We start from the raw sequence: 19,654 nt of genomic DNA, 5'->3' as shown, positions 1-19,654 counted from the left end.
TATCGAGATCACGGCGCCGGCCCCGCGCCGGTCCGGGGCGCGGAACCGAGCCAGTGACCGACCAGCTCGCGGTAGAGCGGGGACAGCACCTGCAGATCGCCGTGCCGGGCCAGCAGCCCGCGCCCGCCGTCCAGCAGCAGCACCCGGTCCGCCCGCAGCGCGGAACTGATGCGGTGCGCCACGACCACCAGCGTCCCCGGCCGGGCGGCGAAGGCCCGCTCGACCCGCTCCTCGGCGGCCGGGTCCAGGTGGCAGGTCGCCTCGTCCAGCACGACGACCGGGGCGGGGGACAGGTACGTCCGTACCAGCGCCAGCAACTGCCGCTCACCTGCGGAGAGTTCACCCGGATCGCCTAGCACGGCGGCCGGCCCGCCCAGCCGCGCCACCAGCGCCTCCGCGCCCAGCAGGGCCACGGCCGAGGCCAGCCGGGCGTCGTCGGTGTCCGGCGCGAGCCAGAGCAGGTTGTCCCGTACCGAGCCCGGGAGCACGTACGCCTCCTGCGGCACCAGGGCCACCTGCCGCGCCGGCTCCGGCCGCACCCCGCCGACCGTCACCCGCCCCGCCGTCGGCACCAGCACCCCGGCCAGCAGCGCCGCCAGCGTCGACTTCCCGGCCCCGCTCGGCCCCACCACCGCCACGTGCTCGCCCGGCCGGAGGGCCGCGTCGAGGCCCTCCAGTACCGGTACGGCTCCGCCGCCGTGCCCGTACCGGACCTCCGCCAACCGGACCTCGGCGGCGGTCTCCCTACCCGGGGTCGAGGAGTCGTGGGCGGGCCCGGCCGTGGCATCGGCTGTGGTGGCGGCCGTGGTCGTGGCCAGGCGGTCGAGGACGACGGCGAGGCTGAGCAGCCAGCCTCCGACCGTGCCGGCCAGGGTCCGGACGGCCGGGTCGAGTTGTTGGAGGAGGTAGGTGGCGACGCCGAGCAGTTCGCCCGGGGTCAGGGCGTGGTGGGCGAGCAGCCACGGTGCCGCCGCGAGGACGGCCAGGACGGGCAGGCGTCCGCCGAGTGCGACGACGAGCGCGCGCAGGGCCGAGGCGCGGCCGAGTGCCTGTGAGGCTGCCGCGCTCTCCCGGGCGGCCTCGGTCAGCGCCTCGGCGGCCTCGTCTCCGGTGCCGGTGGCCTGGACGTCGCGCAGCCCGTGCAGCGCCCGTCCGGCCTCGGCGGCGAGCCGTTCCTCGGCCAGGACCACGGCCCTCCTGCGCGCCACCATCGGGCGCAGCAGCCGGGCGAAGAGCAGCCCGGCGGCCGCCAGCGGCAGCAGGACCAGGGGCAGTACGGCGGGTGCGAGCAGCGTCAGGCCGATCAGGGCGGCGGCCAGCGTGACCCCGACCCCGCGCAGGGTGCGGAGCAGTGTCGCGGTCAACTGCCGTACGGACTCGACCTGTTCGGTGAGCCGGGCGACTGCGGCCGGATCCGCCGAGGGGCGGGAGAGCGCGCTGCGGACCACCCGTTCGACCAGGGCGTCCCGTAGCGGCTCCACCACCCCGGCGAGGTGCGGGAACCCGGCGCGCGTCGCGTACGCCCGGACGGCCATGGCCGCGCCGAAGCCGCCCAGCCAGGCCACCCCGGCACCGGGCCGGCCGGCCAGGAACCCCTGGTCGACGGCGGCCGAGACGAACAGCCCGGACACCAGCGGCGGCAGCGCCTCCACCCCGGACCACGCGAGCATCCGCAGCAGCGGCCCCCGGGTGAGCGTCAACTGCCGGAGCAGCAGTTCCCGTCCGGGGGAGGAGCCGCGCACGAGAAGTCGGCCCCGCCGACTTCCGGTGCCGTGGCGCGCGGGTGGCTGGGGCGGCCGGCGGCGTGCGTGGTGGCTCCGCTGCGGCGCCGGGGGCGTGGGAAGTCGGTGTCGCCGACTTCCTGTGCGGTGGGGTGGGGCGGGGTCGGCGGTGGGGAGCGGCGGTGTGGGCTGCATGGGAGATCGGACTGGCGGACTTTCTGTGAGGAGTGACCGCCCCGCGGCCGCGGGCGGGTTCGGGAACCGCACGAGAAGTCGGCCCGGCCGACTTCCTGCGCGGGCCGGTCAGCCGGCCGCCGCTCGCAGGGCGGTGTCCGAGAGGGTGGCGCGGTAGCCGGGGTGGGCGAGGAGGGCGGTGTGCGGGGCCAGGGCGCGCAGGCGCCCGTCGTCGAGCCAGGCGACGAGGTCGGCGCGCGCGGCGACGGCGGCGCGGTGGGCGACCACCAGACGGGTGCGGCCGTGGGTCGCGTGGTCGAGGGCCTGGGTGACGAGGTACTCGGTGGCGAGGTCCAGGCCCGAGGTGGCGTCGTCCAGGACGACCACCCGGGTGGGCCGGGCCAGCAGCCGGGAGAGCCCGAGGCGCTGCAACTCGCCGCCGGAGAGGTGGAGTTCGTCGAGCGGGGTGTCCCAGCCCTGCGGCAGTCGCCGCAGCAGCCCGTCCGTGTGGGCGGCCGCCGCCTCGGCCGGGCCCGCGCCCGCCAGGGCGTCGCGGACGGTACGGCCGACCAGGTCGGGCCGGGCGAAGGCGTAGCCGACCGCGTGCCGCAGCTCGGACGGCGCCAGCGCGCCCACCGGGACACCGTCGATCAGCACGGTGCCCTCGTCGGCGTCCCGCAGCCGCCCGGGCAAGGCGGCCAACAGGGACTTGCCGGAGCCGGAACGCCCGACCATGGCGACGGTACGGCCGCCGGGGACGGTGAGGTCGAGCGGGCCGAGCAGCACCCGGTCGCCGTCGCGCACCACCACGCCGCGCAGCTCGACCTGCCCGCTGCCGTCCGCCGGGAGCGTCTGCGCACCGCAGGGCGCGGGCGCGAGCGCCAGCAGCTCGTCCACCCGGGCCTGCCCGGCGCGCGCGTGCGCCACCCCGACCAGCGCCTCGACCTGTTCGAACAGCCCCGCGCCCAGCGCCGCCCAGCCCGCTGCCGCTGCGAGCGCGCCGGGGGCGAGGGCGCCGTCCGCGAGCAGGGCGCCGGCGGTGGTGAGTACCGCGACCTCGACCAGGGCGATCAGCAGGGTCGCCTGCCAGGCGGTGCGCCGCTGCGCCGCCCAGAGCGCGTGCCCGGCCGCCGAGAGCTCCGGCAGCGGCGCCAACACCCGTGCGGCCTCGCGCTGTTCGGCGTCCGCCGCGTGGATGCTGCGCAGCCCGGTGAGGGCGCCGCCCAGCCGGGCGGCGAGTACGCCCTGGACCTCCTGGTAGCGGGCGAACACCGGCCCGGCCTGCCGCAGGAAGAGCCGGATCAGCACCACGCCCGGCACCACGCCCGCGAAGAACGCCAGCGCCAGCCACGGCGACAGCACCCCGAGCCCGACGATCGCGCCGACCGAGGTGAGCAGCGCGGTGGCGGCGCCCAGGACGGCGGGCAGCCGCCCGCCCGCGTCGCCGGCCGAGCCCAGCAGCCGGGCGGCGAGGTCGCCGGGTGGTGGGCCGCCGCGCAGCCGGCCGCCGGGCCCGAGGGCGAGCAGGTGGCGGACGAGGCGTCCGCGCAGGGCGGCGGTGGCTTCGGCGGAGCAGGCCGGTCCGGCCGCGGCGGCGGTGGCGTCGGCGGCGGCCGCCGCGGCCAGGACGAGCGCGAGCAGGAGGAGCGCGCCGGGCCCGGCCGGTCGGCCGAGGGCGGCGTCGACGGCCCCGGCGAGGACGGCGGGCAGCGCGAGGGTGGTGGCGGCCTCGACCGGCAGGGCGATGCCGAGCGTGATGGGCCAGCCGGTGGGGCGGCGGAGCAACTGGAAGCTCCCGTCGGAGAGTTGAGAGAGGAAGACGGGTGCCGCCCCTGCCTGTCCGGACAGGCAGGGGCGGCACCCGGTGGCTACCGCCCGATCAGCGGTCGGCCGAGCCGGTGGCTCAGCTGACGGTGAAGAGCAGGCAGGTCAGGATGAGACAGGTGTACTGGCAGCCGTTGCCGTGGCCGGTCAGCTCGACGGACTCGGTCTCCGGCAGGTTCTGCAGCGCCGCGAGGTCGGTCTCGAAGTCCACCGTGTTCTCCATGAGTGTTTCCTCCCCTTGATGGTGCGCCCGCCGCGATCTGCGTGCGGGCACCGGGTGTCGCTCCCCGGGCGGCCTCCATCCACCGCGCCGGGGGTGTGCCCCGGGCCTCGGCGGGCCCGGGAGTCTGGTGGGTACGGGCGCGGGCTCAGCCCGGCCGGCCGGTCCGCAGGAAGGCGGCCAGCAGCTCGTGCAGCACGGCGCCGCCCTCCTCGGCGAGCACCTCGTGCCCGGAACCGGCCGCCTCGACGTACCGGAAGTCCTCGCCCTCGACCCGTCCGATCCGCAGCAACTCGTGCCGCAGGGAGCGGGATTGGCTCACCGGCACGACCTCGTCCCGGTTGCCGTGCACCATCAGCAGCGGCGCGGTCAGCCGGTGGGCCAGTTGCAGGACGTCGCGCGGTCCGCGGGCGTCGGTGATCGGCTCGCCGGCGCCCAGGCGGGTGGTCAACGCCCGTACGGGGGGCGCCGCTTCGGCCAGCAGGCGGGCGCCGGACAGGAACGGTGCGACGACGGCGCAGCGGGCGACCTGCCCGGCCGGCGCGTGCGCGGCCGCCAGCAGGGCCAGGAACGCGCCGTAGCTGACCCCGAACAGTGCGGGCGGCTCCAGGCCGAGCGCCGCGCGCTGGCCCGTGATGCCGTCCAGCAGGTACAGCACGTCGTCCAGGTCGGGCCCGCCCCAGGCGCCGCGGATGGCCATCGCGTGCGGCACGCCGTAGCCGGTGGAGCCGCGCTGGTTGGGGGCGACCACGGCCAGGCCCTCGGCGGCCATCCGCTGCAGCGCCGGGTCGAACTCCAGCCGCCAGGCGTCCGCCGGGCCGCCGTGCAGCGCCAGCACCAGGTGCGGGCTGCTCAGCCAGGCGTCCCCGCCGTACACCACGGCCTCCAACGGGCCGGCCGGGCCCGCCAGTTCGAGGCTCTGCGCGGGGTACCAGCGGCCGCCGTCCCCGGGCGGGGTGCTGCCGTCCAGCCGCCAACCGGGAGGCGGGGTCCGTACGGTGCGCACCCCGCCGGGCTGCCAGGGCAGTACGGTGTCCCGCCAGGGGCCCGGCAATCCGGAGGCCAGCGGCGCGAGTTGGAGCGGCAGCGGCATCGGGGCGGTGCCGGCGGGCAGCGGGCCGTGGGCCAGCAGGGCGTCCACGTCCAGGGTGGCCAGCGCCGTCGGGTGGTCGGGCGAGGAGTACGGCATCCGCAGCCCCGCCGCGTCCCAGTGGCCGACGGCGCCGAGCCGCCCGGGCGGCACCGGCAGCGGGTCCAGCCGTCCGGCGGAGGGCTGCCACTGGGCGAGCGCCGAGCCGGCGCCGTGGTCGATCTGCACCACGACCCGGGGGCCGTCCGCCCGGCGCCGCAGCGCGACCGGCCGCAGGAACATGCCCGCGACGTGCAGGCACTCCGGGAACCGCAGCGGCTCGCCGCCGCCGAGGATGCCCCAGCCGAGCCGGTCGGTGCCGGGGGCGTCGCTGCGCACCATCGCGAACCGGCTGTCCGGGTCGTACAGCACCAGGCGGTCGTTGCTGCGCTCGCCGATCTCCAGCAGCGGGGTGGCGACGCCGGTGCGCAGGTCCAGCACCACGCTGCGCACCAGGCCGGCGTTCACCCGGTCCAGGGCGAGCAGCGCGCCCGCGTGGTCCAGCCAGACGCCGCCGCCGTGCAACCCGGGGAGTTCGGCGACCTGTTCGGGGGCGCTGCCGTCGGTGCGCACCAGCCAGGCGGTGGTCGCCGGGCGGGTGTCGGTGCCGAGGGCGAGCACCACCGGGGTCCGCGGGCCGGCGCCGTCCGGTACCGGGAGCGGCACCAGGCGCAGCCCGGCCATCCGGAGGGAGGCCAGGGGCTGTTCCACGGCGCCGTTCTCACCGTAGGAGAGGCGGACCAGGTCGTGCCGCTCGCCGTCGTGCCGGCAGACCAGCACCGAGCCGTCCGGCAGGGCGACCAACTGGGCGCGCAGGCTCTCCGAGCGGTTGCCGGACAGCGGCAGCGCGAGCGGCGCGGCCGGGGTGCCGTCCTGCGGCAGGCGCCAACTCTCCGCGTACCAGCCGCTGTCGGCGGACGAGGCGAGGCAGGCGGCGTGGCTGCCGTCGGCGGCGAAGGTGAAGCTCAGCCGGCGCAGGGCCTGGGTCATCGTCCGGGTGGCCACGTTCATGCTCCACTCACCCCGCCTGTGTCGGAGGGGAGTCGGCGTACGGTGGGCGGTGCCGGGTCCAGCCAGAGCCGGGGGCCGCCGTGGCGCAGTCGCAGCAGGAAGGCCAAGGGGCCTGCCGTGCCGGTGCCGTAGGCGGGGGCGCAGCCCGTACCGGTCTCGTCGGGGAGCACCAGGAGGCCGTCGCGCCGGGCCGCCCGGGCGGCGATGAGGGTGGCCGACTGCTCGGCTACGGTACGGAATTCGGGCTCTCCGGTGGCCTCGGCGAGGTCCAGCAGGTACTCGCCGTCGCCGGCCAGCCCGTGGCAGGCGCTCACCCCGCCGTGCCAGCGGGCGGCCGACACGGCGCGTCCGGCGGCCCGGGCCAGGTCGAGCGTGTCGGCGTCGCCGGTGGCCCGCCAGAGCCGCAGCAGGAAGCTGCCCGCGCCGGAGGAGCCGCTGCACCAGTGGGAGAGCCGGATGTGCTCCGGGTCGTCCGCGCTCTGCGGCCACCAGGCCGTCCCGCGCCCGTCGCCCCACCGGGCGGTCGCGGCGAGCGTCCGCCCGGCCGCGGCGGCGCCGGCGATCAGGGCCTGGTCGCCGGTGGCCTCGGCGGCGGCCAGGAGGAAGGCGCCCACACCGGCCACGCCGTGGGCGAAGCCGAGGTGGGTGATCCCGGCGAGCGCGGAGTCGAAGTCCCGGGGCACCGGCCAGACCGCTCCGTACGGTTCGTGGCGGGCGGCGGCGAGCAGGGTGCGGGCGCCGTGGGCGGCACGGTCCAGGAAGTCCTGGCCCCCGGCGGAGGCATCGGTGAAGTCGTCGGCGGCGAAGCGGAGTTGGGTGAACCCGGAGCCGGCCGCGCCGTGGCAGACGTCGGGGTTGGGCCACTCGACGGGGATCCGGCGGGCGAGTGCGGCGGCCCGGCCGGCCAGCCCGGGGTCGCCCAGGGCCCGGGCGGCGTCCAGGAGTGCCCAGGCCGTGCCCGAGCGCCCGAAGTGCAGGCCGGGCAGGACCACCGGCTCGGCGGCGATGCGCCGCTCGATCCAGTCCGCGGCGGTGCGGGCCGTCCGGGCGGCCTCCTCCCGCACCCCGTCCGGCAGGTGCCCGGCCGTGACCGCTCGGGCCAGCACGGCCAGGACCCCGGCGGCGCCGTGCTGCACGTTGCACGGATCGGTGCGCTCCCCGGCGGGCACCACGGGCCAGAGCCGGTCCGGCCGCTCCGGTGTGGCGGTGGCGGCGAGGTGGCGCAGGCCGTCGTGCAGGAGCCGGTCGAGCGGCGGGGTGTCGTCGGTGTCGTCGGCGCGGATGGCGCGGTCGGCGCGGGCGGTACCGGTGTCCGCGGCCTGCCGGGCGGGGGCGTGCCACAGCGGTGTGACGACGGCGGGCCGCGCGGCTCCGGTACCCCGCTCCGGCACCACGCCCGCCTCGCCGGGCACGACGCCGGCCTCGCCGGGCCCGTCCGCGCGCAGTGCCTCCCGGACGCGCCCGATTTCCCACCGCTGCTCCGGCTCCTCGGCCCGCAGCCCGAGTATCACCGGTGCCAGCCGTCGCGCCGTCGCCCCCGTCCGCGCTGCGAGGGCGAGCCAGCGGCCCAGGCGTTCGGCGGCCGGGCGGGCCTGCGGGAGGTCCTCCGGCAGGAGCGGGTCGTGGCCGGTGGCCAGGAGGAAGAGGAGGCCGCCGAGGGCGTACAGGTCGACGGCCGGGTCGGCGACGCAGCTGCCCGCGAGGGCGAGCCGGCCGGGCCCGTGCTCGGGCGCGCGGTAGCCGGGGGTGCCGGCCGATCCGGCGGTCCGGCCGGTCTCGGCGGCGAGTTCGAGGTCGACCAGCCGCAGGGTGCCGTCGGGGCGGACCATGACGTTGCCGGGGGAGAGGTCGCGCAGCACCAGCCCCTGGGCGTGCACCCGCTCGACCAGGTCGAGCAGCGCGTGCGCGAGCGGTCCGGCCTCGGCCCAGTCGACGTCCGGGTGGCCGTCGCGCCGCAGCCGGGCGGCGACCCAGCTGCCCAGCGGCTGTCCGGCGACTCGTTCCTGCACCAGGAAGACGGAGTCGTCCTGCTCGATCAGCTCGACGGCGCGCGGCGCCAGGCCCTGCCCGTCCAGGCGGTCGAGCAGCGCGGCCTCGTGCCGCAGCGCGTCGCGGGCGTCGGTGCCCGCCCGGTCGACCTCGATGTGCGCGCGGGCCTGCTTGACCACGACCTCGACGCCGCTGGACGCCTCCCGCCCGAGGAACACCCCGCCCTTGGCGCCGTGCCGTACGGCGGCGGTGACCGCGTACCGCCCGGCCAGCAGCACCCCGCCCTTCGGCTTCCCGCCCTTTCCTCCATCCGAAGCGCCGGCACCCTCCGCGCGCAGCGGATCCCGCACCCACCCCGGCGCCCGGTACGACCCGCCGCGGACGTCCTCCGCCCGCTCCCCGCCCGGCCCGCGCAGCACCGACCGGTACTCCCCGTCGTTGCCCAGCTCCGCCGGCAGCGCGAACGCGCCGTACCGGTAGTGCACCCGGCTCCCGGGCCGGTACGGCCGGTCGGAGAGCACCACCGGCCCGGGCAGCCCGGCGGTGGCCCGGTCGAGCCCGGCCGCCAGCCGCTGGAACTGCGCGTCGTCCGCCGGGTAGACGGTGATGAACTTGCCCACCGAACCGCGTTCGCTGTTACGGGAGTTGAGCTCCCGCAGCCGCTCCTGCCCGGCGGCGAACTTGAAGCTGCACGGATCCTCGGCGAGCACCCGGACGACCGCCGCGAGCACCTGCTCGCCGACCACCGACGCCGCGCTCACATGGAGCTTCCACCCGTGCTCGGGCAGGTCGCGCAGGGACGAGGACGCGGACGGCCTGGCCGTGCACCAGAAGCCACCGACGGTGACGTCCCAGCCGCCGTCGCCTCCCCGGCTGCCGGCACCGGCCAGCGCCGCCCGCGTCGTCTCCGGCCACGAACCGGCCGCACCCGGCCCGTGCCCCGCCGATCCCCCGCCCTCGGCCGTACGCAGCGATGTGCCCGCCTTCATCCGCCACCACATCCCTTCGTCTCGGCCGCCGCCCCGCGGGTGCCCACTGCTCCGGCACCCGGGGCTCCGGCACCCGGGCGTACGGCCCGGCCTGATCGGTTTCCTGTAGCGACCCCTGCTCGGGGCTACTGACGGGGCAACTCCCGTTCGCAGGAGTGAAGTTAGTTTCGAGAAAACCGCCTGCTCAACGCAGAGCCGGTCACTTCACTCGTAAGGGTGATCCCAGGGCGGTTTCGAATTCGTACGAGAGCCCTGATGTGAGCAATAGGCGCCCGGCGCACCGGCGCGCACGCCCGCGCGGGCCCGCGTGCGCCCCCCTGCTGGCCGCGTCGGGCGCCTTCGCCGCAGGTTGACGCGCATCCGTACGCCGACGGCACCCCCGTCCGAACCCCCGCCCGGAGCGGCTCGAACGCCGGGCCCCGAACGGCCGAGGCCCGACCGCCCCCGCGCGCACGGTAGTCTCGACAGGTGCCGAAACTGTCCGACGTCATCACCGCCCTCGAAGAGGTCTACCCCCCGCAGTGGGCGGAGTCCTGGGACGCCGTCGGCCTGGTCTGCGGAGACCCTCAGGCCGAGGTCAACCGCGTGCTGTTCGCCGTCGACCCCGTCCAGGCGGTCGTCGACGAGGCCGTGGAGTGGGGCGCCGACCTGGTCGTCACCCACCACCCCCTCTACCTGCGCGGCACCACCAGCGTCGCCGCCACCACCTTCAAGGGCCGGGTGGTGCACTCGCTGATCACCAACGGCATCGCCCTGCACGTCGCCCACACCAACGCCGACCACGCCGACCCGGGCGTCTCGGACGCCCTCGCCGAGGCCCTGGGCCTGCGGGTGACCGGCCCGCTGGTGCCGGACCCGACCGACCCGCTGGGCCGCCGCGGCACCGGCCGGATCGGCCTGCTGGAGCCCCCGCTGACCCTGTCCGCGTTCGCCGCGCAGGTCGCCGAGGGCCTGCCCGCCACCGCCGCCGGCGTCCGCGTCGCGGGCGACCCGAACCGGCTGGTCAGCCGGGTCGCCGTGTGCGGCGGCTCGGGCGACAGCCTCTTCGCCGACGTACGGGCGGCCGGCGTGGACGCCTACGTGACCGCCGACCTCCGCCACCACCCGGCCTCCGAGGCCGCCGAGGCGGCGCCCGTCGCACTGATCGACGCCGCCCACTGGGCCACCGAGTGGCCCTGGCTCGCCGTGGCCGAGCGGGCCCTGCAGTCCGCCGCGGACAAGCGCGGCTGGGCCGTGGAGACCAAGGTCTCCCACCGGGTCACCGACCCGTGGACCGCACACGCCCCCATGTCCTTCACCGCCTGACCCGATTCACAGGAGCTCTCCGCTTGAACGCCGCGCCCGCCGACCAGATCCGCCTGCTCGACCTCCAGGCCATCGACTCGAAGCTCGACCAGCTGGCCCACCGGCGCCGGAGCCTGCCCGAGCACGCCGAGATCGACAAGGCCACCGCCGACCACACCGCGCTCAAGGACCTCGTCGTCGCCGCCGAGGCCCAGAAGGGCGACACCGCCCGCGAGCTGACCAAGGCCGAGCAGGACGTCGAGCAGGTCCGCGCCCGTGCCGCCCGCAACCAGCAGCGCCTGGACTCCGGCGCGATCACCTCGCCGAGGGACCTGGAGAACCTCCAGCACGAGATCGGCTCGCTCGCCAAGCGCCAGGGCGACCTGGAGGAGGTCGTGCTGGAGATCATGGAGCGCCAGGAGAGCGCCAAGAGCCGGGTCGAGGAGCTGTCCGCCCGCCTGGAGCACTCCACCGTCGTCCTCACCGAGGCCGAGGGCCGCCGTGACGCCGCCTTCGCCGAGATCGACGCCGAGGCCGACAAGGTCAAGCGCGACCGCGAGACCATCGCCGCCGTCATCCCGGCCGACCTGCTGAAGGTCTACACCAAGCTGCGCGAGACCCAGGGCGGCGTCGGCGCGGCCCGCCTCTACCAGCGCCGCTGCGAGGGCTGCCGCACCGAGTTCTCGATCACCGAGCTCAACGCCATCAAGGCCGAGCCCGCCGACAAGGTGGTCCGCTGCGAGAACTGCTCGCGGATCCTGGTGCGCACCGCCGACGCGGGCGTCTGATCCGATGGCGGCGCGCTTCATCGTCGAGGCGGACGGCGGGTCCCGGGGCAACCCGGGGCCGGCCGGCTACGGCGCGGTCGTCCGCGACGGGGACACCGGGCAGATCGTCGCCGAAGCCGCCGAGTTCATCGGCCACGCCACCAACAACGTGGCCGAGTACAAGGGCCTGATCGCCGGCCTCAAGGCGGCCCGGGAGCTCGACCCGGACGCCTCGGTGGACGTCCGGATGGACTCCAAGCTGGTCGTCGAGCAGATGTCCGGGCGCTGGAAGATCAAGCACCCCGACATGCAGCCGCTCGCCGCCGAGGCCCGCACCGTCCTCCCGCGCGGCCGGGTCACGTACACCTGGATCCCGCGCGAGCGGAACAAGGACGCCGACCGGCTGGCCAACGAGGCGATGGACGCGGGCAAGGCCGGGCGCCAGTGGGAGCCCCGGAAGCCCGCCGCTGCCGTCGCCGTCGCGGACGAGCCGCCGCTGGAGACCGCCGCCCCCAAGGCCGGCTGGGCCGCCCCGGCCGACCTCGGCACCCCGACCACCTTCGTCCTGCTGCGCCACGGCGAGACCCCGCTCACCCCGGAGAAGCGCTTCTCCGGCAGCGGCGGCACCGACCCGGAGCTCTCCGACAAGGGCCGCTGGCAGGCCGAGCGGGCCGCCGAGGCGCTCGCCGCGCGCGGCAGCATCCAGGCCGTCGTCGCCTCCCCGATGCTCCGCACCCGGCAGACCGCCGAGACCGTCGCCGCCCGGCTCGGCCTGGAGGTCCGGTACGAGGACGGGCTGCGCGAGGTCGACTTCGGCGACTGGGAGGGCCTGACCTTCGCCGAGGTGCAGGAGCGGTACCCGGACGACCTGTCGGCCTGGCTCGGCTCCGCCAAGGCCAAGCCGACCGGCAGCGCCGAGAGCTTCACCACCCTCACCCACCGGGCGGGCGTCGCCCGGGACAAGATCATCGCCCGGTACGCGGGGAAGACCGTGCTGGTGGTCTCGCACGTCAGCCCGATCAAGACGCTGGTCCGGCTGGCGATCGGCGCCCCGCCGGACTCGATGTACCGGATGGAGCTGAGCGCCGCCTCGATCTGCGCCGTCCAGTACTACGGGGACGGCAACGCCTCGCTGCGGCTGCTCAACGACACCTCGCACCTGCGCTGACCTGCCCGGCACTGACCCGCGGAAGGCGGGTCAGCCCAGCAGGAGCGGATCAGTGCACCTCGGTGACCACCACGTCCAGCTGCCACGGCTTGCGCGCCGTGCCCTCCGCCGCCAGCTCGACGTGGTGGCCCAGCTCCAGCAGCGCGTCCATCAGCTCGCCGGGCGTCTTCGGCTCGGCCCCGGCGACCAGCAGGTCCCGGACGAGGCGGCCCTTGGTCGCCTTGTTGAAGTGGCTCACCACGGTGCGCTTGCCGTTGCGCTCCTGCAGGACCCGCACGGTCGCCGTCCGGGCGGCCACCTCACCGGCCGGCTTCCACGCCGCCGCGTACGCGGAACTGCGCAGGTCCAGCACCAGCCCGTCCGCCACCTCCGGCAGCACGGCGGCCATCGCGCCGCGCCAGTACGGCCCGAGCGCCCCCGGCCCGGGCAGCTTCACGCCCATCGAGCAGCGGTAGGACGGGATCCGGTCGGAGATCCGCACGGCGCCCCAGAGGCCGGAGAAGACCAGCAGCGAGCGCTCGGCCCGGTCGTACGCGGCCGGGTCCAGGGTGGCCAGCCCGAGGTTGTCGAACAGCACCCCGGTGTACACCTCGCCCGCCGGGCGGGCACCCGCCGTCCGCAGCCCGGCGTTCTTGGCGATCTCGCCGCGCAGCCCGGGGGAGAGGCCGAGCACCTCGGCGGCGGCGTCCTCGTCGCCCCGGCAGAGCCCGACCAGCGCGTCCAGCACCGCCCCGCGCGCCGCCGTCAGCCCGGGCAGCGACAGCCCGTCCAGCTCCACCGGCCCGCCGTCACCGGACGCGGCCTTGCCCTCCGAGGGCGGCAACAGCACCAGCACAGCGGACTCCTCAACAGTTTGTGGCGGACGAACCCCGCCACCCTACTGCCGCCGCTCCTGCCCCCAGAGCCACACAGAGGGGTGAGTAGTACCGCACGTTCAACCGCCGGAACCGCTCCGACCGCTCGGACACCCGCCCGAACACCACCGGCCCGCCGACCCCGCGCGCCAGCAGCACCCCGGCCACCGTCCGCACCCCGGCCCGCCGCAACCGCTCCGGCCCGACCCCCGGCAGCACCCCGGCCTCCGCCCCCACCAGGTACGCGGCCGTCCCCAGCAGCCCCGCCACCGCGACGCACGCCGCCGCGGGCGGCACCCCGTCGCCCGTCCCCACCACGGCGTCCGCGAACTCCTCCGGCGTCCCCAACGGCCACGGCGTCACCGCCCACACCGCGTGCAGCGCCCCGGTCGCCCCCAACACCGCCGCCACCGCGGCCCCCGCCACCCGCACCGCACCGCTCATCACCCGAACCCCCTCCGCCGAAGCCCACCTGCCTCCACCCTACGAACCCTTACACCCCCGTCGACGGCCGCACCGCGGCCCGCCACCGGGGGGCCACGAGGACGCGGTGGGGCCCGCGGCGAAGGCCCGAAGTCCTGCCCGGGCGCTGAGCCTCCGTCCGGAATCACCCGATTCGCCCTACGCTGCCTCCATGCCTCGCCGAAAACTGCGCGTCAAGGCCGCCGACTCCGCCCGGATCAACACCGAGCTGACCGAACTCCGCACCCGCCTGGAGATCCACACCGAGTGGCCGCAGGCCGTGCTCGCCGAGGCGGAGGAGGCCGCCGAGCGCCCCCGGCTGCCCGAGCACGACGCCACCGACCTGCCGCTGTTCACCGTCGATCCGCCCGGCTCGCGCGACCTCGACCAGGCCATGCACCTCACCCACCGCTCCGGCGGCGGCTACCGCGTGTACTACGCGATCGCCGACGTCGCCGCCTTCGTCCGCCCCGGCGGGGCGATCGACGCCGAGGCCCGCCGCCGCGTCGAGACCCTCTACTTCCCGGACCACCGCGTCCCGCTGCACCCCACCCGGATCTCCGAGGACGCCGCCAGCCTGCTCCCCGGCGAGCCCCGGCCCGCGCTGCTCTGGCAGCTCGACCTGGACGCCGACGGCGCCGTCGTCCTCGCCGACCTGCGCCGCGCCCTGGTCCGCTCCCACCGCCGGCTGGACTACCTCGCCGTCCAGCGCGCGGTGGAGCTGGGCGGCGCCGACGAGCAGCTCGCCCTGCTCGCCACCGTCGGCCGCCTGCGCGAGGAGCAGGAGCGCGCCCGGGGCGGGATCAGCCTGCCGGTGCCCGAGCAGGAGGTCGAGGAGACCCTGCACGGCTACGTCCTCGGCTACCGCGCGCCGAACCCCGCCGACGGCTGGAACGCCCAGATCTCCCTGCTCACCGGCATGGCCGCGGCCGAGCTGATGCTGGACGCGGGCGTCGGCCTGCTGCGCACCCTGCCCGCCGCGCCCGCCGTCGCGTACGAGCGGCTGCGCCGGATCGCCGCCGCCCTGGACGTGGAGTGGCCGCAGGCGCTCCCGTACCCGGAGCTGATCCGCTCCCTGGACCCGGACGTCCCGCTGAACGCCGCCTTCCTCAACGCCTGCACCGGCCTGCTGCGCGGCGCCGGCTACCACGCCTTCGACGAAGCCCGCGGCCTGCCCGCGCCCCCCGAGCCGGACCACGCCGCGCTGGCCGCCCCGTACGCGCACTGCACCGCGCCGCTGCGCCGGCTCGGCGACCGCTTCGCGCAGGAGGTGTGCGCGGCGGTGGCGGCGGGGGAGGACGTGCCGAGCTGGGCGCGGGAGGCGCTGCCGGCCGTTCCGGCGCTGATGGCGAGCGGGGACCGCCGCGCGGGGGAGGTCGAACGCGCCTGCGTGGACCTGGTGGAGGCGGAGCTGCTGGCGGGCCGGGAGGGCGAGGGCTTCTCCGCGGTGGTCATCGACGTGGACGAGAAGCGGCCCGCCACCGGCACCGTGCAACTGCGCGACCCGGCCGTACGGGCCCGCTGCGAGGCGAAGGCCGACGGCGACGCGGGCCGGCTGCCGCTCGGCCGGGTGATCGACGTCCGGCTGACGACGGCGGACCCGGCCACCCGGACCGTCCGCTTCGCGGCGGTCTAGGGCCTGTGTTCGCCGGCGGTCCGGCCCGCGACCCGTACGGTCCGTCCGGTCTGCCCGGCGCCGCCGCGTGGTGGGAGGATCGGTCCGTGCCCGAAGCCCTGCCCCTCACCACCGCGCCCGCGCCCGCGTCCGGGCGCCGCCGCCGGCTGCTCGTCCTCGCGATCTGCTGCCTGAGCCTGTTCATCGTCGGCCTCGACAACACCGTGGTGAACATCGCCCTGCCGGCGATCCAGCGGGACCTGGACGCCCCGGCCTCCGGGCTGCAGTGGATCATCGACGCCTACACCCTGGTGCTGGCCTCGCTGTTGATGCTGTTCGGCTCGGTGGCGGACCGGTTCGGCCGCCGCCGGGTGTTCCAGACCGGGCTGGTGTGCTTCGCGCTGGGCTCGCTGCTGTGCAGCCTGGCGCCGAGCCTGGAGTGGCTGGTGGCGTTCCGGGCGCTGCAGGCGGTGGGCGGTTCGATGCTCAACCCGGTGGCGATGTCGATCATCACCAACACCTTCACCGACCCGAGGGAGCGGGCCCGGGCGATCGGCGTCTGGGGCGGCGTGGTCGGCATCTCGATGGCGCTCGGCCCGCTGCTCGGCGGCTTCCTGGTGGACGGCGCGGGCTGGCCGTCGATCTTCCTGATCAACGTCCCGGTGGCGCTGGCCGCGATCCTGCTGACCGCCCGCTTCGTGCCGGAGTCCCGCTCGCCCCGGCCGCGCCGACTGGACCCGGTGGGGCAGCTGCTGATGGTCGTGCTGCTCGGCTGCGGCACCGCCGCGATCATCGAGGGCCCGGCCAACGGCTGGACCTCCCCGCTGATCCTCGCCCTCGCCGCGGCCGCGCTGGCCGCGCTGGTCGCCTTCCCGCTCTGGGAGCGGCGGGTGGCGGAGCCGCTGGTGGACCCGCGGTTCTTCGCCAGCGCGCCGTTCGCCGGCGCCACCGTCACCGCGGTCTGCGCCTTCGCCGCGCTCGGCGGCTTCCTCTTCCTCAACACCCTCTACCTCCAGGACGTCCGGCACTACGGCCCGGTCGAGGCGGGCCTGTGGACGCTGCCGATGGCCGGGATGATGCTGGTCTGTGCGCCGCTGTCCGGACGGATCGTCGGCAGCCGGGGCCCGCGCCTGCCGCTGGTCGCGGCCGGGCTGGGCCTCGCCGCGAGCGGCGTGCTGCTGACCCGCCTGGCCGCCGACTCCCCGCCGGCGCTGCTGCTGGTCGCGTACGCGCTGTTCGGCTTCGGCTTCGGCATGGTCAACGCGCCGATCACCAACGCCGCCGTCTCCGGGATGCCACGCGCCCAGGCGGGCGTGGCGGCTGCGGTCGCCTCGACCAGCCGTCAGGTCGGCCAGTCGCTGGGCGTGGCGGTGATCGGCACGGTCGTCACCTCGGCCGTGGTCGGCCCGGTCGCGACGGGCTTCGCCCCGGCCAGCCACGCCGGCTGGTGGATCCTGGTCGGCCTCGGCGGCGCGATCCTCGTCCTCGGCCTCGCCGTCACCACCGCCTGGGCGAGCGCGACGGCCGCCCGGGTGGCCGCCCGCCTCGGCGGCGAGCCGCCGGCCGTCCGGTCCGGTGTACGGGAGGCACCGCCCGAGCGGCTACGATGACCACTACGGCGGAAGAGTCGGCCGGGCGGTCGCGACGGGTCATCGGACCCGCCGAGGAACGTCCGGGCTCCACAGAGCAGGGTGGTGGGTAACGCCCACCCGGGGTGACCCGCGGGACAGTGCCACAGAAAACAGACCGCCCACCGCTTTTCGTGGTGGGTAAGGGTGAAACGGTGGTGTAAGAGACCACCAGCGACCGGGGTGACCCGGCCGGCTAGGTAAACCCCACCTGGAGCAAGGTCAAGATCGGCGCCTGCGGGCGCCGTGCGCGGACGATTGAAGGCTGCTCGCCCGAGTCCGCGGGTGGACCGCACGAGGCTGTCGGCAACGGCAGCCCTAGATGGATGGCCGCCTCCCCGGGCCGCGCAAGCAACCCGGGAGACAGAACCCGGCGTACAGGCCGACTCTTCCGCCCCCTTCCCGCCCGGTGACCGGGCGGGGCCGCGCCCCGGCTACGCGGGGTGCGCGCCGACGGCGTCGCGGATCTGCTCGCCGAGGCCGCCGTTGACCCTGGCGCAGTTCGCGCAGCAGAAGAACATCCCGGCCACTTCGACGCCGTGGCCCACGATGCGGACGTTGCACTGCTCGCAGCGCGGCGCGAGCTTCTCCATCGCGCACTCGAAGCTGTCGAAGGTGTAGGTGTCGCCGGTGACCGTCTTGATCTCGAAGGCCAGCCAGTAGTCGTTGCCGCAGGTGACGCAGATGGCCATGGCGGCCGTCTCCTTCCGGTGGGGCCGCCCCCGGCGGGGCGGCTGTTCCCAGTGTCGAAGGCCCGGTCGGCGGCGGCCACCCGGCGGGACTGTCAGAGAGCCCCAGGGCGTGTCTTGCCGTCCCTATCGCTCGGAGAGCTCCGCCAGGGCGCGGACGGCGCGTTCGGCGTCGTCGGCGGCGACGAACAGGTGGTCGTGGTGGAAGCCGGCCACCACGTTGCAGCTGATCCCCTCCTCGGCGAGCCGCCCGGCCACGGCCGCGGTCAGCCCGACGGCCTCCAGCGCCGAGTGGATCTGCAGGGTGATCCAGGCCGCCACGAACTCGTAGCGCAGCCCGAGCGCGTCCGCCTCCTCCTGGGCGACCACCACCGTCACCCCCTCGGGCTCGGCGACCGTCACCACCGGACGCATGCCGGCGGGCACCTTCGCGGGGAGCGTGCAGTACACGTACCGCCCCGGGTTGAGCAGCGGGCGCATCCCGCGCAGCAGCGTCGCAAGATCTCGTTCTCCGGCCATGCCCGTCACCGTAGCGGCTGGGCGCCGGACGCGCCCGGGTGTTGGCCGTGTCGGGGTCGCCGGGCGGTGGTCGGGCGGCAGTCGGCGGGCTATCGGTAAACCGTTGACGAGCGACAGTCACCGATATATCGTCGAACTATCGAGACAGTAACTCGACTGTTTCGGCGAAGTGGTTCGGAGAACCAGGAGGTGGGCGCCATGCGCTCAGGAATGCGATTTCGCGGAGAGGGCCCCGGCGGCGGTCGCCGGCGCGGGCCGGGGTCGGAGTTCCGGGGGATGCCCGGGGAGGGCTTCGGGGGCCGGGAGGCGTTCGGCGGGTTCGGCCCGCCGTTCGGCGGCCCCGGCCCCGGCCGGCCGATGGGCGGCCCGTTCGGGCACGGCTTCGGTGGGCACGGCGGGCGGCGCGGCGGCCCGCACGGGCGGCGCGGTGGCAGGGCCCGGCGCGGTGACGTCCGCGCCTCGCTGCTGGCGCTGCTCAAGGAGCGGCCGATGCACGGCTACGAGATGATCGCCGAGATCGCCGAGCGGACCGGCGGGGCCTGGCGGCCCAGCCCGGGCTCGATCTACCCCAACCTCCAGCTGCTGGAGGAGGAGGGCCTGATCACCGCGGAGGAGGTCGGCGGCAAGCGGCTGGTCTCGCTCACCGAGGCGGGCCGGGTCGAGGCCGAGGCCGGGCCGGCGGAGCCGTGGGCCGAGGCCGGCCGGGAGGTCGACTGGGAGGCCGTCCAGGAAGTCGGTCAGGCGCTCGCCGCGGTCGAGCAGGCCGTCCAGCAGGTCATGCGGACCGGCACCGAGGCGCAGCGCGCCAAGGGCCTGGCCGTGCTGACCGAGGCCCGCAAGAAGCTGTACCTCATCCTCGCCGAGGATGACTGACCGGCGAGGGGGGACCAACCGGCGAGGGAGACCGGCCGGCGAGGGGGAGAGGCGCCGGCACGACGGGCGGTGCTGCTGCTCAGGGGCGGACCAGGAACAGCGCCACGCTGACGAGCAGCAGCACCCCCCAGCCGAACCAGAGCCAGCCGTCGGGCCCGATGGCCACGCTGTAGAGGCACACCACCAGCAGCAGCACCCCGGTGACCGCGGCGACCTGCCGGTTGTGGTGGGCGACCGCCCGGGAGCGGTCCCTCGGGTGCCGTACCGTCCTCGCCATGCCGACCTCCCCGGGGGGACTGCGGAGGAAGCGGGCGGCCGTCAGGCGGAGGCCTTGGCGGTGGCCGCCTCGTCGTACTCGTAGCGCCAGAACCAGCTCAGGCCCCGTACCTGCTTGGCCCGGACGTACACCAGTGTGCGCGCGGCAGCCTCGCCGTGCGCGGGGACCGGGACCTTGTACTTCCTGGGCACGCCGAGCATCGGCCCCAGCGGGATCGGCAGGATCCGCCCGTCCAGGGGGCCGCCGACGAATTCGGTGTCCGCGCTCTTCATCCCCCCAGGGTCTCACCCCCGCGAGCGTGACCGGGAACACCCGGGTGGGACGGGGAGCGGGAGGCCTGGTGAGGGCCGCGTGCCGGGAGTGTGCCCGGGGTGCGCACGGGAGTGTGACCGGAGAGGCACCGCCCCCGGTCATCCGGAGGCCCCGCGCACCCCTATCCTTTCCTGTACGCCCTCGGGGTT

The 19,654-nt window shown here is 76.2% G+C and carries 17 protein-coding genes and 1 other RNA gene; 7 read left to right on the top strand and 11 right to left on the bottom strand.

Going from position 1 to position 19,654, the window contains the following annotated elements; genetic code table 11:
- Positions 1–8: 8 nt before the first annotated feature.
- The 5 genes from OP86_RS14895 to lanL all read right to left on the bottom strand — a co-directional run bounded on the left by OP86_RS14895 (position 9) and on the right by lanL (position 9,057).
- The gene (locus tag OP86_RS14895) at positions 9–1,742 is read right to left on the bottom strand and encodes an ATP-binding cassette domain-containing protein (protein ID WP_051830102.1); all 1,734 of its coding nucleotides are present in this window, start codon (positions 1,740–1,742) and stop codon (positions 9–11) included.
- Positions 1,743–2,024: 282 nt separating this feature from the next.
- Positions 2,025–3,680, bottom strand: a complete 1,656-nt coding sequence (locus tag OP86_RS14890) for an ATP-binding cassette domain-containing protein (protein WP_051830101.1) — start codon at positions 3,678–3,680, stop codon at positions 2,025–2,027.
- A 118-nt stretch (positions 3,681–3,798) separates the two neighbouring features.
- Positions 3,799–3,942 (bottom strand): VenA family class IV lanthipeptide, encoded by a 144-nt coding sequence (locus tag OP86_RS36605; RefSeq protein WP_157849740.1) that lies wholly within the window; start codon positions 3,940–3,942, stop codon positions 3,799–3,801.
- A 145-nt stretch (positions 3,943–4,087) separates the two neighbouring features.
- Positions 4,088–6,079, bottom strand: coding sequence for an alpha/beta hydrolase family protein (locus tag OP86_RS33570; protein ID WP_106973424.1), 1,992 nt, complete (start codon positions 6,077–6,079; stop codon positions 4,088–4,090).
- On the bottom strand, positions 6,076–9,057 hold the full coding sequence (gene lanL / locus OP86_RS14880) for a class IV lanthionine synthetase LanL (RefSeq protein ID WP_051830099.1): 2,982 nt from the start codon (positions 9,055–9,057) through the stop codon (positions 6,076–6,078). The genes OP86_RS33570 and lanL overlap by 4 nt, the downstream gene beginning before the upstream one ends.
- Before the next feature lie 468 nt (positions 9,058–9,525).
- On the opposite strand from lanL, the gene OP86_RS14875 reads away from it, so the two are divergent.
- Genes OP86_RS14875 through OP86_RS14865 form a run of 3 tightly spaced genes read left to right on the top strand, consistent with a single transcriptional unit; the run spans position 9,526 to position 12,276 of the window.
- The gene (locus OP86_RS14875) at positions 9,526–10,362 is read left to right on the top strand and encodes a Nif3-like dinuclear metal center hexameric protein (RefSeq protein ID WP_030258833.1); all 837 of its coding nucleotides are present in this window, start codon (positions 9,526–9,528) and stop codon (positions 10,360–10,362) included.
- A gap of 23 nt (positions 10,363–10,385) precedes the next feature.
- Positions 10,386–11,129 carry a zinc ribbon domain-containing protein gene (locus tag OP86_RS14870; protein WP_030056913.1) on the top strand — a complete coding sequence of 248 codons (744 nt, stop codon included), beginning with the start codon at positions 10,386–10,388 and terminating at the stop codon, positions 11,127–11,129.
- A gap of 4 nt (positions 11,130–11,133) precedes the next feature.
- Positions 11,134–12,276 (top strand): bifunctional RNase H/acid phosphatase, encoded by a 1,143-nt coding sequence (locus tag OP86_RS14865; RefSeq protein WP_030258830.1) that lies wholly within the window; start codon positions 11,134–11,136, stop codon positions 12,274–12,276.
- Between the two features lie 49 nt (positions 12,277–12,325).
- Here the strand turns inward: OP86_RS14865 and yaaA are convergent, their stop codons facing one another.
- Both yaaA and OP86_RS14855 read right to left on the bottom strand, forming a co-directional pair.
- Positions 12,326–13,111, bottom strand: a complete 786-nt coding sequence (gene yaaA / locus OP86_RS14860) for a peroxide stress protein YaaA (RefSeq protein ID WP_030258828.1) — start codon at positions 13,109–13,111, stop codon at positions 12,326–12,328.
- A 10-nt stretch (positions 13,112–13,121) separates the two neighbouring features.
- A complete protein-coding gene (locus OP86_RS14855) occupies positions 13,122–13,574 on the bottom strand; it encodes a DUF3995 domain-containing protein (RefSeq protein ID WP_063832382.1) in 453 nt (150 codons plus the stop codon).
- A gap of 190 nt (positions 13,575–13,764) precedes the next feature.
- Here OP86_RS14855 and OP86_RS14850 point away from each other — a divergent pair, with 190 nt between their 5' ends.
- From OP86_RS14850 to rnpB, 3 genes are all read left to right on the top strand, one after another.
- Positions 13,765–15,228 (top strand): RNB domain-containing ribonuclease, encoded by a 1,464-nt coding sequence (locus tag OP86_RS14850; protein WP_030258825.1) that lies wholly within the window; start codon positions 13,765–13,767, stop codon positions 15,226–15,228.
- Between the two features lie 86 nt (positions 15,229–15,314).
- Positions 15,315–16,817 carry an MFS transporter gene (locus OP86_RS14845; RefSeq protein ID WP_234435017.1) on the top strand — a complete coding sequence of 501 codons (1,503 nt, stop codon included), beginning with the start codon at positions 15,315–15,317 and terminating at the stop codon, positions 16,815–16,817.
- Between the two features lie 13 nt (positions 16,818–16,830).
- An RNA gene (gene rnpB / locus OP86_RS33575) (RNase P RNA component class A) lies at positions 16,831–17,229 on the top strand.
- 40 nt (positions 17,230–17,269) lie between these two features.
- Here rnpB and OP86_RS14840 read toward each other — a convergent pair.
- Together OP86_RS14840 and OP86_RS14835 are read right to left on the bottom strand one after the other, a co-directional pair.
- Positions 17,270–17,527, bottom strand: coding sequence for a hypothetical protein (locus tag OP86_RS14840; protein WP_030056921.1), 258 nt, complete (start codon positions 17,525–17,527; stop codon positions 17,270–17,272).
- Between the two features lie 123 nt (positions 17,528–17,650).
- Positions 17,651–18,043, bottom strand: a complete 393-nt coding sequence (locus tag OP86_RS14835; protein WP_030056922.1) for an ACT domain-containing protein — start codon at positions 18,041–18,043, stop codon at positions 17,651–17,653.
- 198 nt (positions 18,044–18,241) lie between these two features.
- On the opposite strand from OP86_RS14835, the gene OP86_RS14830 reads away from it, so the two are divergent.
- A complete protein-coding gene (locus tag OP86_RS14830) occupies positions 18,242–18,916 on the top strand; it encodes a PadR family transcriptional regulator (RefSeq protein ID WP_418952630.1) in 675 nt (224 codons plus the stop codon).
- A 79-nt stretch (positions 18,917–18,995) separates the two neighbouring features.
- On the opposite strand, the gene OP86_RS14825 is transcribed toward OP86_RS14830, so the two are convergent.
- Complete coding sequence (locus tag OP86_RS14825; RefSeq protein ID WP_030056924.1) at positions 18,996–19,193, bottom strand: hypothetical protein; 198 nt, start codon at positions 19,191–19,193, stop codon at positions 18,996–18,998.
- 41 nt (positions 19,194–19,234) lie between these two features.
- Positions 19,235–19,465 carry a hypothetical protein gene (locus OP86_RS14820; RefSeq protein ID WP_033331962.1) on the bottom strand — a complete coding sequence of 77 codons (231 nt, stop codon included), beginning with the start codon at positions 19,463–19,465 and terminating at the stop codon, positions 19,235–19,237.
- Positions 19,466–19,654 lie beyond the last annotated feature (189 nt).

The sequence above is a fragment of the Streptomyces novaecaesareae genome (assembly GCF_000716875.1).
Classification (GTDB): Bacteria; Actinomycetota; Actinomycetes; order Streptomycetales; family Streptomycetaceae; genus Kitasatospora; species Kitasatospora novaecaesareae.
Note: the sequence above shows the minus strand (reverse complement) of the source record. Positions and strands in the feature narration are given on the sequence as shown.